The sequence below is a fragment of the Apibacter muscae genome, from assembly GCF_007845635.1.
Lineage (GTDB): Bacteria > Bacteroidota > Bacteroidia > Flavobacteriales > Weeksellaceae > Apibacter > Apibacter muscae.
This window is the reverse complement of record NZ_SELG01000030.1, coordinates 25,650-38,727: the sequence shown is the minus strand read 5'-3', so window position 1 is coordinate 38,727 and position 13,078 is coordinate 25,650. Positions and strand designations below refer to the sequence as shown.

Below are 13,078 nucleotides of genomic sequence, written 5' to 3'. Positions count from 1 at the left end.
TTTCCGTCCCCTTTTGGTATTTTATATATTTAACTCATTGAAAATCAATGATACATTTTACTCCCTCCAGCTCCACTTTAATCGAATATTAAGTAATTGATAGTCTGCATGTTAATATGTGGACTATTATTTTTTAGACAATATTTAGACAACGATTTTTATTTTTTAAAAAAAAGAAAAGAGGATATAAATAAACCTCCTCCTTAAATATTATATAAAAACTCTTTAAATTATTTATTTAGATAACTTTTCTATTAACTCATTCCTATCTTTTATCATTCGTTCGTAAAGTTCTACTACTTTATTTATTGAGAGTTTTCAGCCCGAAAGCAGAATAATTTCTGTCGACACCCATCCTTATAACTTTAGCGGTTGGATCATAGCATCCACCTCCGAACGCTTATAATACACCCGGTTTCCAATCCCATACGCCTTTAATTTTCCCTTATTCGTCTAGTGAAATAAAGTAGAAAGATTAATCTTAAATAGATCAGCCACCTCCTTACGAGTTAACCACTACGTAGGCTGTTTCGGCTGTAAATGAAGTTTAAGCTCCTCCATTTACTCTTTTAAACTCTTTCCTATAAGAGCAGGTGGAACCACATATTTAAAGGTTAAATAATTGAAAATCTGTATGTCAATATACAGATTTTTCGTTTTTGACAACATTTAGTCAGTAAATATATTTTTAAATTTAAAAAAATAAGAATTAATTCATGGATTATATAACCTGAATCTATTTTAGTATTAGATTCTAAATTAGGAAAAATATTGAATTATAGTTTTCAATTTAAAGTTATTTTTATTTTTGATACTGACAATCCATTTTATGAATCTAAAAGCAGATCAAGTTTATTACTGATAGTACGGCAGGCGTACGGATGAAAGTTCCGAGGCTTTTCTACTTCGTAGAATGGGTTGTCAGCGACCTGCCTTTTTTTACTAATATAAAAATATTTTATAATAACAACCCAAAACAAGATCGAAATTGAAAACTAAAATTATTCTACATAAAACCTGAAAGATTTTTAACTTCTTTAAAAAATTTCCCATGTATAGAGAGTTATCAGCAGTTGGGCTTCACCTTCGAATCACTTTCTAAGATACTTCAAACCGCTTTATTGACTGAAATTTTTTCTAAAGAGTCAATAGAACATTCTAAATGGGATATTTTTAATCTTTTAAAACTTATACATTCTTTAATTCCTCGTGCAGAATTAGATTTGCTTGATCAATTAAAAAGGAGGATTGAAGATCAATAGTTTAACAATCAGAGATTGTTATTTACATATCAGATTCTTTTAATAATTCAAAAAAAATAAAAAATCAGCAAAATATTTACCATATCTTTGTGTTTAATTATAAATAAAAATATATTTATTATGGGTTCATTCATGTCAAAATTAGAATTAGATGGGGAAATTTATACCATATTGGAGTGTAATTATGGGTTTGAAAAGCGTACCGATTCCACTTCCAAACCTTCCGGGGAGACCTTAGGAGGAGAAATAGAACTAACCATAGAAAGCCGGGGGAAAATGAACTTGGTGGAATGGGTTCTCTCTCCAGATAAAGAAAAAAGTGGGGTAATTATTTTTTATCGAAGAGATGGGATGAGTAAACTATTTGATATTCATTTCGACAAAGCTTACTGTATTAAATTTCATGAAAAATTTAATTCCACCGGAAATGAGCCTATGCAGATTACCTTAACTATAGCTGCAAAAACACTTAAATTTAATAACCATATAGGATATACCAGAGATTGGGTAATTATTTAAGGTTTTCTACTTAAATAAAATTTTAACCTTAATACCAACGATAATAAACAAAAAATATATGGGAGAAGATTATAACCATATTTCCGGAAAAATAATAGAAGATTCCGGATTATATCACCGCAGTTCTTTTGGAGATTCCTTTTTACCCTTTGCAAAAGTAACTATAAATGGTAAAGAATTATCTAAAAAACATCATATACAGGTAAATGTTTATCAAGAAGTTCTAACTCATAATAAATATGAGTTGCTTATTCCAAGTGAAGCCTTTTCAGATCATGATACCTATCCTTTACAAAACTCAAAATATTTATTAGGACAACAATTCAGTATTCAATTAATTCAATTTAAAAAGACAACTCTTGTTTTTGAAGGGATGATTACCCATGTGGAATATCTTTCAGAAAATAAATATCCTTATATAAAATTAATAGGATTAGCCAATTCCCTGTTACTGGATGGAAATAAAAGAACCCGAAGTTTTGAAAATAAAAGTTTAAAAGACATTGTTAAAAAGGTAACTTCTGACTATAATGATAATAGATTAAATTTTTTAATAGAACCTGAAACCGAGGAAATAATTCCTTATACAGTTCAATATTCTGAAACTGATTTCGAGTTTTTAAAACGATTAGCTATTCGTTATGGAGAATATTTCTATCACAATGGAGAATATTTAATATTCGGAAACGGAGATTTAAAAAGAACAGAACTTTCCGAAGGAAGAGATTTTCAAAAATACAGTCTGGATATGCAATCCCATCCCCAACATTTTATAACCCAGCAGTACGATTTAAACCAAGATGAATTGTATACCATAAACTCCAAATCTCTACATTACCCCGATATAGTAAATCTTTTTCAATTTCAGGCAGTAAATGCCTCCGAAAAAGCCTATGCTAAAAACTTTACGGATATGCATATTCCTGCTCTTTTAAACGAAGGAGACCATGCCATGTACCGGGCAGTAGAAAGAAAAAGAAAAAGCAACCAAAGCACTTTATGGTTAAATACCGAAACCAACCATCCGGCTTTACGTTTAGGAGATGCCATGAAAATGAATGCTTGGGATAAAACCAAACAAAAACACACCCCCATAGAAACCTATAAAATTCTTAAAATACAACATCAGTATTCTTGCGATGGTTATCTAAACCGGGCTCAGGGAGTTCCTATTCAACAAAAAGTAGCTCCCTATTTAGATGAACGAGCCTTTCCCAAGGCAGACAATCAGGTAGCTAAGGTGGTAGATAACAACGACCCCCTTTCCCTAAACCGGGTACGAGTACAATTTAAATGGCAGGAAGCCTCCAACGAAAAAAGCCCATGGATTCCCTTAGTACAAGGACATTCCGGTTCCGGAACCGGAGCCCATGTAGTACCGGAAATAGACCATACTGTATATGTAGAATTTATTTCCGGTAATGCAGAAGTTCCTTTAGTAATCGGCAGCCTTTATAATGGAAGCCAAAAAAGCGGATACCATACTGCTAAAAATGATTTAAAAGTATTCCAAACCCGTAGTGGAACCCAGCGTATAGCTAATGATGCCGAAGGAAGCATACTAGAAAAAGATGCAGCCGGAAGTTACCTAAAATTGGAAGGGGATGGCAATGCTACTTTACATATAGAAAAAAACCTAACCATTAATGTAGGAGAAAATTGCATATTTACAGTAGGTAAAAATATGCAAACCCGTATAGGAAATGAATATACTTGTAGAGTACTGGGCAATGCTAAATGGGTAGTTACTGGTAGTGCCGATTATGATATTAAAGGAGACTATACTACCCATACAGATAAAGGCGAACATTCTACTTCAGAAGGAGAAATAAACTATAGAAGTAAAAATGTTATACAAAATAACTCCCAGAAACAGGTAAAAAATAACAGTGGAGAAACCTCTAATTTATTTTAAAAATAAAAACTATGTTACGAATAAAAGTAGGAGGGAAGATTACAAAAACTGCCGATGGAGGAATCTACAACTATGCCAAAGGCAATATCAGTTTTAATTCCGCTACCGAAGTAATAGAAACTGCCCCGGAAATAATTTATGGCAAAGCCGAAGCCCATCCACCTACCCCTATGAAGACCACCTGCATGGTTGAATTTAGGCCCGGAGAAGATTACAGAGCCGAATTTGGTTTTGACTGGTTTAGAGATGGAGGCTGCTTTTGGGATTCCAACCAGCGCGATTTTAAACAAGTAGTAGGAAAATACTATACCGATTCCACCTACACCCAGGTTTTTGCCGGAGGAAATAAAATTTCCCCCTACTTTAAACCCGACGAAGAAATGTTTACCCGGCTGGAAAACAGCTTTAACCGCTACTACAATCCCTTTTTCAAAAAACTTTACAAAGTGCCCATGCTTAGCCTTCGTAAAGGGAAAACAGCCCTACTGGATATTATAAACTACCGGCAGGGCGAAGAAGCCCTTAGCCTTAGCTTAGAATTTGCCAACCCCGAAGCAAAAAACTACTTAGAAGCCGAATTCTTAAATCTCCCCGAAACCAGCCCTACCGATGAGCAAGGAAGGTTGGAACCCCAAAAAGTACGCATTTACTGCAAGGAAGAATTTAGCCAAATACAAAAATTGCAGGTAAAAAGCAAAGATGCGCAAGGCAGTACCGAAGTATGTGGCGAACTACTTATACACCCCAACAGCCCCGAATACCAAAAAGAAGTAAAATTCCTTTTTGTAGCCGTACAAACCAATTTAAACGGAGAAGTAAAGCAAACGGAATTTAAAGAAAAAGATAAGGCTTTTTTTGAAGACCTGCTAGGGCAGGCACTAATTTACCCTAAAATTGAAATTAGGACTCTTGATTGTACCGATCCGGTTTTTACGGAAGAATTAAAAAAGAAGGGACATATCGCCCATGGCAAATACAAAAAAAAAATAAAAAATCCCGATCGTGTAATAGATGCAGAAGGTTGGTATATACAAAAAATAAGAAAGATACACGACCTTTTAAACCAACAGGCAGAGTTACAGGATTTAAAAAAAGAATTTCCACCGAAAGAATACTACTATATGTATTTCTTTGCCGAAGATTATACCCCGGGGGTAGAGGGTTATAGCTATTACAATTCTAACTTTACCGTTTGCTTAACCTTTGAGAAAACCACTGCTGCCCACGAATACGGCCATGCCGTTGGTTTGCCTCATACCTTTGATGCCTCCTCTAAAAATTCCTTGTATACTTATAGCCAAAAAAGAACCTACAACCTGATGGACTATGGAGGGGATAAAAACTTTTTTCTTTACCATTGGCAATGGAAGCTTATTAACCCGAATTTATTAAAACTGGATATTTAAAATGAAACCAATATATCTATTAATATTTTTATTTATAATAAAAATTTCCTATTCCCAACCAGTAGAGGCCTTATCACCTATAATCAAACTTAATAGAGAAGAATATCAAAAAATTAGCGGAAGTAGTTATATAAAAAAGGATGGAACAAAGGCTACCTTTATAGGAATGTTGGGATATGGAGCTCTTAGTTTACGGATAGAAGAATATCCTCCTGTACCAAATATTTTGTTGCAAGTAAAGAAAGTATATTATAACAATGATATTTTAGAAAGTGAAAAAAAATATTTTAGTAAAGTTTTAATAGGTAGGAGTAGGTATTATGATGAAAATGGCAAATTAATAAAAGAAGTGGATGAAGATGCTAAATTCGGAGCCATAAAACCACAGGATATTATTGATTTTTTAGACCGAGAAGGCTATATAAACAAACAAACCGGAGAAATAGGAATTAATAAAGAAGGAAGTAAATACAGCTTTATTAAAATAGAGTTTAATCCTGAAAGCAATTTATGGTTTATTTACATAGAGGGAGGAAGAGAATATACGCCAAGAGAAATAGAAAAAATAGAAGAACTAAGCACCATAAAAAATGAAGATGGCAGCCTGGGTTACGATAATTATTTATTTCCAGATAGTTATACCTATACTTATGAAATAGATGGGGAGACAGGAAAAGTATTATCCAACAATTTAGCCTTAGACCCCCGAGATGTCTTTAAAACCTACCAAGGCAAAGAATATACCTGGCGCCAATGGGATTATTATCGAGATCATCATCGTAACCAATTACTAGAAGAAGGTGAATACTTTGGAGATAAAGAAGAACCCTACCCCGTACAAAAAAGAAAAGAAACCCCCTAAAGTTTTCTATAAACCCGAAAATTAAAAAAATGAGAAGTCTTTTAATTATTATTAGTTGTTTTTTTTATACCCTCCTATTACAAGCTCAAACCTATATAGACAAAAAGGGAGTAGAAAGATTAGATAAGGAAAATTATAAGAATAGAAAAAATGGAGAATATTATCATCAGAAGGATGGTGATTATATTAGAATAAAAGACAGTACAAAAATATCATTTTATTTGAATTCATTTCAAATAAGGGAGATTCCTCCCAAACCCAATATTTTTTATAGAGAAGAAAAAAAATTCTATCCTACCGGAATTTTAAAAAGCAAAGAAGTCTATTTTGGACCGGGATATAAAGTTAAAATAGGAAAAAGCCAGTATTACAATAAAAAAGGCAAATTAATAAAAGAAGTGGATGAAGATGCTAAATTTGGAGCCATAAAACCACAGGATATTATTAATTTTTTAGACCGAGAAGGCTATATAAACAAACAAACCGGAGAAATAGGAATTAATTCCGAAGGAGAAAAATATGACTTTATAGAATTTGAATTTAATCCCGCAAGCAAACTATGGGATATTTACATAGAGGGAGGAAGAGAATATACGCCAAGAGAAATAGAAAAAATAGAAGAACTAAGCACCATAAAAAATGAAGATGGCAGCTTGGGTTACGATAATTATTTATTTCCAGATAGTTATACCTATACTTATGAAATAGATGGGGAGACAGGAAAAGTATTATCCAATAATTTAGCCTTAGACCCCCGAGATGTTTTTAAAACTTACCAAGGCAAAGAATATACCAGACGCCAATGGCGGTATTACCGAAACCAACACCATAACCAATTACTAGAAGAAGGTGAATACTTTGGAGATAAAGAAGAACCCTACCCCGTACAAAAAAGAAAAGAAACCCCCTAAAGTTTTCTATAAACCCGAAAATTAAAAAATGAGAAGCCTTTTAATTATTATTAGTTGTTGTTTTTATACCCTCTTATTACAAGCCCAAACCTATATAGACAAAAAGGGAGTAGAAAGATTTGATAAGGAGAATTATAAGAATAGAAATAATGGGGAATATTATTATCGAGGTAGAGGAACATTTATAAGAATTAGCGATAGTGCAAGAATAGATTTTTATGAAGGTAAATACATAAGTCAAATAGTAACAGTTCCATTTAAACCTAATATTTTTTATAAGGAAGAAAAAAAATTCTATCCTACCGGAATTTTAAAAAGCAAAGAAGTCTATTTTGGACCGGGATACGAAATTAAAACAGGAAAAAGCCAGTATTACGATAAAAAAGGCAAATTAATAGAAGAAGTAGACGAAGATGCTAAATTTGGAGCCATAAAACCACAGGATATTATTAATTTTTTAGACCGAGAAGGCTATATAAATAAACAAACCGGAGAAATAGGAATTAATTCCGAAGGAGAAAAATATGACTTTATAGAATTTGAATTTAATCCCGCAAGCAAACTATGGGATATTTACATAGAGGGAGGAAGAGAATATACGCCAAGAGAAATAGAAAGAATAGAAGAACTAAGCACCATAGAAAATGAAGACGGTAGCCTGGGGTATGCCAATAATCTATTTCCGGATAGTTACACCTATGCCTATAAAATAGATGGAGAGACAGGAAAAGTCTTATCCAATAATTTAGCCTTAGACCCCCGAGATGTTTTTAAAACCTATCAAGGCAAAGAATATACCAGACGCCAATGGCGGTATTACCGAAACCAACACCATAACCAATTACTAGAAGAAGGTGAATACTTTGGAGATAAAGAAAAACCCTACCCCGTACAAAAAAGAAAAGAAACCCCCTAAAGTTTTCTATAAACCCGAAAATTAAAAAAATGAGAAGCCTTTTAATTATTATTAGTTGTTGTTTTTATACCCTCTTATTACAAGCCCAAACCTATATAGATAAAAAGGGAGTAGGAGAGGAAAGTGCAATTAATTATAAGCAGTTAGTAGTTTATAAGTAAAGTAAAACGATGGAAGAATCCCGATTTTTTATAGAAGAAGTAAATCCGCAACCCAAACCGGAAATTAAAGAAGAACCAGACTTTATTGTTTCCTCCGGAGATCCGATACAATTAGCACCCCATAATCGAATTCCGGTAAAACCTATAATAGAAAGGACTTATCGTTTAAATATAACCTATCCCCATACCCAACACCAAGTAGATTATGAAATTAAAGTACAGGGAATGGTCTTTTCTCAAGATGCAGCAGAATTTCGTTTTACCAAAGATCAATACTTTGTAGATGGTTATGCGCCCACTAAAGTATTAGATGAACTGGATATTGCGATCTCAAAAATTCTCTATCCCATGAACCTGAATATAAACTATAAAACACAAAAAGTAACACTAACCAACCTCAACGAAATACAAAAAAGATGGCTTTCAAAAAAAGAAGAACTCCGCCAAGATTATCAAGGAGAATTTTTTGAAAAATACCTAAAACAGATAGATAAAATAATCAAAGATTCCTATAACTTTACCCAAAAATTAGTAAAGAAAGATTTATTTTTCAGTCTCTTTACCCATGCCATTTACAAAGAATATAACAGAGCCTTAAAAATACCTGCCCATTGGACTTTTCTCCCCTCGGGAGAAAAATACAGACAAGTCTTTACCGGAGAACAACGGGTAGAACCCGTATACAATCACTTAAACGGAATTTTTATTTATATGCAGGCAATAACAGCCGATAAAAAATACCAAATAAAGGCAGAATATAATTTAGATGCAGAAGATTATACCCTAAAAGATATAGTAGCCCAACTCTACAAAAAAGAACAAGAAAACAAAGAAATACTCATACGCTGTAAAATACACCAATTAAGAGAAAAAGAACCGGTTAAATACAAACCTACTGCGAAAGACTTAGAAGAAGAACAAAGAAAAAAAGAAGAAGAAGAAAAAAATTACCAAAAATACTTGCAGAGTAAAAAAAGTTGGTTCGACCGACTTTTTGGATTTTAAAATTAAAAAAACATGGGAATAAAATATATAGTACAAGGAGCCATTTGCCAATGCCAATTCGGAAGTGCTACCGATGAGGTGGTTGTAAAAACCCAGAGTAGCTTATACCTGAATGACTTGCAAAGTGCAAAAAAACTAGCAGTTACCACTACCGATATAGGAGCCACCTTTAAAAAAAATTGCTTTGGAAGCTGTACAAAAAAAAATAACGACCCCTGTACCGTTACAGTAACCCAGTGGAGCAATCCCGAAGTACAAAAAGTAGAGGGAGCAGGGAACTTACTCACCGAAAACTCCCAAGCCACTTGCCCCATAGGCGGTACAAACTGCATTAGTATTGTGCATCACGGGCAACAAGCAGAACCCTCCCAACAAAACGTAAAAAATACCAGCGAGGAAGTACGTAGCCAGATCAATCCATGGACAGAGCCCGAAGAACTCTCCCAACCCGAAAAAACAGAAGTAAAACTAAAAGCCAGCAGTCATGCCTAGAGGAATTACAGAAATACTATTTTCACAAGAAGATATAGATAATAATCAGGTAGTACATTTACCCCAAACCTTATTAGGTTGTAAAGTATATGGTATTCGCGCCAATAATCAAAAAGTATTTATGCGGGTAGAAATGTATACTGAAACCCTCGAAAAAATAAAAAAACTAGAACAAGAAGGACATAAATATTCAGGAGTTAAATGGGTATATGGAAAAGTAAATTCCTTAGAAGACAAACAAATAGCCTGGTCTTCTTGGTACAAAGATCTCAATAATAACGAAAAATACGAACCCTATTTAGGAGAAGCCCCACATAATTTTCCCCCACTCGAAAAAATATTAAATTCCAAAGTTAAAGATATATATGAGATTAAAAGCAGCTATAATGTAAGCAATACCATTTCTGCCAAGTTCGATAAACAAACTAATTTTATGCCTACCCTTTACTGGATAGAGCCCTTTCTTATTTACCCTGAACTATATAAAGCTAAAAACCCGAAAGGAGTTTTTATACTCCCAGTACAACCACCGGGGCCTATAAATGCCTACATTTATTGTGATGATTTTATCCTTGCTGATGAAAATTCAAATCTTATAGATTATTTTTTATCAACAAATAAATCTGAATCAGAAGCCAATCCCTTTTACTATGGAAATACCATTCAGATAAACATAGATACCCAATTAATTCCCCACGGAGGCACTCTCTTAGTACAGATACTAGAAGAAGGAACAAACCGCGTGCTTTACCAAACAAAAACGACTGTAGACGATGCATCAAAAAAAACCGATGAGACCAGTGAACTGCACACCTATTTAAATAAACATCTATATGGGGTTGCCCTTGCTGAATTAACCCTGTCCATAGACCAAAAACCGGCAGAACAGAAAAAAGAACAAGACCGCACCTTTATACTCAAAATTTCATACATAGATTATCATCCTACTTCCGATGGTGTTTACCGAGCCTTAAAAGATTTTGTAATGGATTTGAACTACCGTTCCATAGAAGGCTATATAACCATTCGGTATAAAGATACCCAAGATTATTTACAAAAAACAGAAAAAGAAGTAAACCAAGTAGTACAAAAGCCCGCAAAAATAAAAGCCGCCCCCGGTTGCGAACCTTGCTATTACAGCCAAATAGTAGCCCAGCGTTATAAAAGTAATGACTTTAGTAAAACCGACGGAGAAAGTCTCCTTGTTTTTGACGAGAATAAAAGAGTAAAAGGCGATTCCCAACCCCGTGTAGATATCATTGCCGGAGATACTTCCCCGGCTTATTTAAAACTAAAAGCCGATTTGCATACCCAGGGAAAATGCCATCCCGATAAACATACCCACGGAGGGAAAAGCGTTTTTTCCTTTGAGCGCAGAGAAGACGGCGTTTACATACCCGCAGAAAAACAAAACATAAAGGTAATAGGAGATATAAAAGATAAAGAAATAAACCTTTCCCTGCCTTATATCTACATCAAAGACCAGCAAATAGGCGGAGTAGTATCTACCTTTCCCTTTAACTATTTTTGGCTTACCCAAAAAGATGCCCAAGCCCATGTGGTATTGATTGAAACCTGCCGATACCAAAACGATGTACTTATTAATGTTTTCCCCGATATTAGTTGGGAGCTAGCCTTTACCTTTGCTTTGGAAAACCCATTAGCTTATACTCATAGTGGAAAAAAGCCTGGATATATTTTTTATGAGGCGCAAGAAAAAGCCAGAAAATCCGGTTATGATAAATACCAACTTAGCCAAGGAGGAGCCGTTCCTTTTGAGTTTTCTTTATCTCTAAAAAATGCCTATAACGGAGAAACAGTAAAAAATGAATATGCTCTTAAATATGCAAAAAAATTAAACGATACCCTAAGTATTTTCACCAAATTGAAAAACATGGCAGATAAGGTGAAAAATGCTACCGGAGGAGCCGCTAAGAAGATATCAGGAATGCCTTTTTCCTTTGAAATACAATCTCCAGTATTGGGGGCTATGCTATCGTGGAAAAATGAGGAGCAGGACGGAAGAGTAGCCAATACCGGAACCCTTAGTTTTTCGGCTGACCCTTTAATTGGCGCCGAATTTACCATAGATTTATTAGCCGCAGGAAGTAATTTGCATCCCGTAGTAAAAGTAATAGAAAGAGGCGTACGCGTAGGCTTGGACATACTGGGAGGATATTTTATTTTAGAAGCCAAATTTTACGGGAATTTGGCTATTACCATAGAAGCCTTTAAATTTGGCTACCAAGGTTTAGCCTTTTCCCAACAACCCGCAAAAATTGAGGGAAAAATGGGAATTATATTATTATTAAAATTAAAAGTAGCAGGAAAAATTGAAGCTTTGGGATACGAAGTTGAAATGTCATTTAATGCAGAAGCAGATGCAGATGCTTATTTTGGAGGAACAGCCAAACTAGGCTATGATAAAGATGGGATATACGCCGATTGTGTAGGTAAATTTTCCGGGCTTCTATTTTCTGCCAAAATTGAAGTGGTAATTGGTAAATATACCCGAAAAGTAGAACTAAAAAGCGAACCTATTTGGGCGTCGGACGAGGTACCTTTAGGCAAAGTATATTTTAATAAAAAATAAGAATAAGATGAAAAAAATAATAACCGGTGTACTGGCAAGTATGTTTTTACTTTCCTGTGCTCAAAAAAGCAGAGAAAGAATCTTACCCCAAAACGACCAAATAAAAAAAATAACCATATACCAAGAACCCAAAAATATGAATGATACTCTAAAACCTTATTTATTTGCGCCCTCTCTTAGTGGAAGAAACGATACCATTAAAAATAAAGCTTATTATGCATTTGTAAATACAGGTAACTCTCAACTAGAATTCTCAGTTGGAGATGTTCCCGTTTCCCTAAATCTATTTTGGGGAGAAATTACAGGTAAGGATGGTAGAAAAACAGGCACTAATATACCCCTTAATTCCTGTATTTTAAAAAGTGGGAAATATAAAGTAACAGGAAGAATTTATCCTCGTTATGGACAATCAGCATTAGAATTTCATTCCTATCTCATGATGGAAGGTTATTATCAGGAAGCTACTGATTGGGATCACACTTACCCTATGTTTACTATAGAAACCCCTGATAGATACCATAAAAATGGAGAAATTTATAATCCTATTACCGGTTATCCCTACTTTGAACTCCAAACCGAAATAGAAGTGGAAGTACCCTATGAACTAGAAGGCTGGAGTAACTCCGTCAACCTAAAAGAACAAGAAGAAGAAAGCCTAAAAAAAGAATTACAGGAACGTTACAACCAAATACGAACTCTCCTAGCCAAAAAAGATACTGCTTCCTTACGCCAGTTAGTACAAGAAAGAGAAGACCTTTTAGGTACCGTTTACTATTTACCCGAACAAGAAAAAGAAAAAAGACTTCAAGAATTTTTGGATTTAGTAGCCAATGATGAATTTGATATCGCCCCGTATCCCTCCGAAGCCCAAATCCTATTTTTTGCCCATGGTAAAATGGTAACCATGGTAGATCCAATAAATAGAGAGGGAGTAATCCGTTTAGTAAATAAAAAAGATCCTAAAGATATTATTTCTTTGGAATTCCGCTTTCATCGTAAGAAGTTAGGAGAAAAGCTTAGTGTTATTTAGGTAGTA

12 protein-coding genes and 1 pseudogene are annotated in these 13,078 nt (G+C 34.3%); 12 read left to right on the top strand and 1 reads right to left on the bottom strand.

Translation table 11 applies throughout. From position 1 onward, the window contains the following. Window positions 1-357: 357 nt before the first annotated feature. Window positions 358-438, bottom strand: a pseudogene (locus ETU08_RS12095) (helix-turn-helix domain-containing protein); the annotation flags it as partial. Between the two features lie 635 nt (window positions 439-1,073). On the opposite strand from ETU08_RS12095, the gene ETU08_RS04010 reads away from it, so the two are divergent. The 12 genes from ETU08_RS04010 (at window position 1,074) to ETU08_RS03960 (ending at window position 13,072) form a co-directional block, all read left to right on the top strand. Further along, a complete protein-coding gene (locus tag ETU08_RS04010) occupies window positions 1,074-1,262 on the top strand; it encodes a hypothetical protein (protein WP_146261735.1) in 189 nt (62 codons plus the stop codon). A gap of 120 nt (window positions 1,263-1,382) precedes the next feature. Then, window positions 1,383-1,781, top strand: coding sequence for a type VI secretion system tube protein TssD (gene tssD / locus ETU08_RS04005; protein WP_146261734.1), 399 nt, complete (start codon window positions 1,383-1,385; stop codon window positions 1,779-1,781). Between the two features lie 58 nt (window positions 1,782-1,839). Then, entirely contained in the window at window positions 1,840-3,696 is a 1,857-nt protein-coding gene (locus ETU08_RS04000) for a phage baseplate assembly protein V (protein ID WP_146261733.1), read from the top strand. Window positions 3,697-3,707: 11 nt separating this feature from the next. Then, on the top strand, window positions 3,708-5,102 hold the full coding sequence (locus tag ETU08_RS03995; protein WP_146261732.1) for a zinc metalloprotease: 1,395 nt from the start codon (window positions 3,708-3,710) through the stop codon (window positions 5,100-5,102). A gap of 1 nt (window position 5,103) precedes the next feature. Then, on the top strand, window positions 5,104-5,964 hold the full coding sequence (locus ETU08_RS03990) for a hypothetical protein (RefSeq protein WP_146261731.1): 861 nt from the start codon (window positions 5,104-5,106) through the stop codon (window positions 5,962-5,964). A gap of 29 nt (window positions 5,965-5,993) precedes the next feature. After that, window positions 5,994-6,875 carry a hypothetical protein gene (locus ETU08_RS03985; protein ID WP_146261730.1) on the top strand — a complete coding sequence of 294 codons (882 nt, stop codon included), beginning with the start codon at window positions 5,994-5,996 and terminating at the stop codon, window positions 6,873-6,875. 28 nt (window positions 6,876-6,903) lie between these two features. Then, window positions 6,904-7,791 (top strand): hypothetical protein, encoded by an 888-nt coding sequence (locus ETU08_RS03980; RefSeq protein ID WP_146261729.1) that lies wholly within the window; start codon window positions 6,904-6,906, stop codon window positions 7,789-7,791. A 29-nt stretch (window positions 7,792-7,820) separates the two neighbouring features. Further along, window positions 7,821-7,952 (top strand): hypothetical protein, encoded by a 132-nt coding sequence (locus tag ETU08_RS12030; protein WP_260391053.1) that lies wholly within the window; start codon window positions 7,821-7,823, stop codon window positions 7,950-7,952. Between the two features lie 9 nt (window positions 7,953-7,961). After that, window positions 7,962-8,957 (top strand): hypothetical protein, encoded by a 996-nt coding sequence (locus ETU08_RS03975; RefSeq protein ID WP_146261728.1) that lies wholly within the window; start codon window positions 7,962-7,964, stop codon window positions 8,955-8,957. 12 nt (window positions 8,958-8,969) lie between these two features. Then, window positions 8,970-9,449 carry a DUF4280 domain-containing protein gene (locus ETU08_RS03970; protein WP_146261727.1) on the top strand — a complete coding sequence of 160 codons (480 nt, stop codon included), beginning with the start codon at window positions 8,970-8,972 and terminating at the stop codon, window positions 9,447-9,449. Then, window positions 9,442-12,042, top strand: coding sequence for a hypothetical protein (locus tag ETU08_RS03965; protein WP_146261726.1), 2,601 nt, complete (start codon window positions 9,442-9,444; stop codon window positions 12,040-12,042). Before ETU08_RS03970 ends, ETU08_RS03965 begins: the two co-directional genes overlap by 8 nt. A gap of 7 nt (window positions 12,043-12,049) precedes the next feature. Next, window positions 12,050-13,072, top strand: a complete 1,023-nt coding sequence (locus ETU08_RS03960; RefSeq protein ID WP_146261725.1) for a hypothetical protein — start codon at window positions 12,050-12,052, stop codon at window positions 13,070-13,072. Window positions 13,073-13,078 lie beyond the last annotated feature (6 nt).

What these genes read in the sequence shown, in the direction of transcription:
- tssD (WP_146261734.1), top strand. Translation starts at nt 1,383, where the DNA reads ATGGGTTCATTCATGTCAAAATTAGAATTAGATGGGGAAATTTATACC.
- ETU08_RS03965 (WP_146261726.1), top strand. Translation starts at nt 9,442, where the DNA reads ATGCCTAGAGGAATTACAGAAATACTATTTTCACAAGAAGATATAGAT.
- ETU08_RS03995 (WP_146261732.1), top strand. Translation starts at nt 3,708, where the DNA reads ATGTTACGAATAAAAGTAGGAGGGAAGATTACAAAAACTGCCGATGGA.
- ETU08_RS12030 (WP_260391053.1), top strand. Translation starts at nt 7,821, where the DNA reads ATGAGAAGCCTTTTAATTATTATTAGTTGTTGTTTTTATACCCTCTTA.
- ETU08_RS03990 (WP_146261731.1), top strand. Translation starts at nt 5,104, where the DNA reads ATGAAACCAATATATCTATTAATATTTTTATTTATAATAAAAATTTCC.
- ETU08_RS03975 (WP_146261728.1), top strand. Translation starts at nt 7,962, where the DNA reads ATGGAAGAATCCCGATTTTTTATAGAAGAAGTAAATCCGCAACCCAAA.
- ETU08_RS04000 (WP_146261733.1), top strand. Translation starts at nt 1,840, where the DNA reads ATGGGAGAAGATTATAACCATATTTCCGGAAAAATAATAGAAGATTCC.
- ETU08_RS03970 (WP_146261727.1), top strand. Translation starts at nt 8,970, where the DNA reads ATGGGAATAAAATATATAGTACAAGGAGCCATTTGCCAATGCCAATTC.
- ETU08_RS03985 (WP_146261730.1), top strand. Translation starts at nt 5,994, where the DNA reads ATGAGAAGTCTTTTAATTATTATTAGTTGTTTTTTTTATACCCTCCTA.
- ETU08_RS03960 (WP_146261725.1), top strand. Translation starts at nt 12,050, where the DNA reads ATGAAAAAAATAATAACCGGTGTACTGGCAAGTATGTTTTTACTTTCC.
- ETU08_RS03980 (WP_146261729.1), top strand. Translation starts at nt 6,904, where the DNA reads ATGAGAAGCCTTTTAATTATTATTAGTTGTTGTTTTTATACCCTCTTA.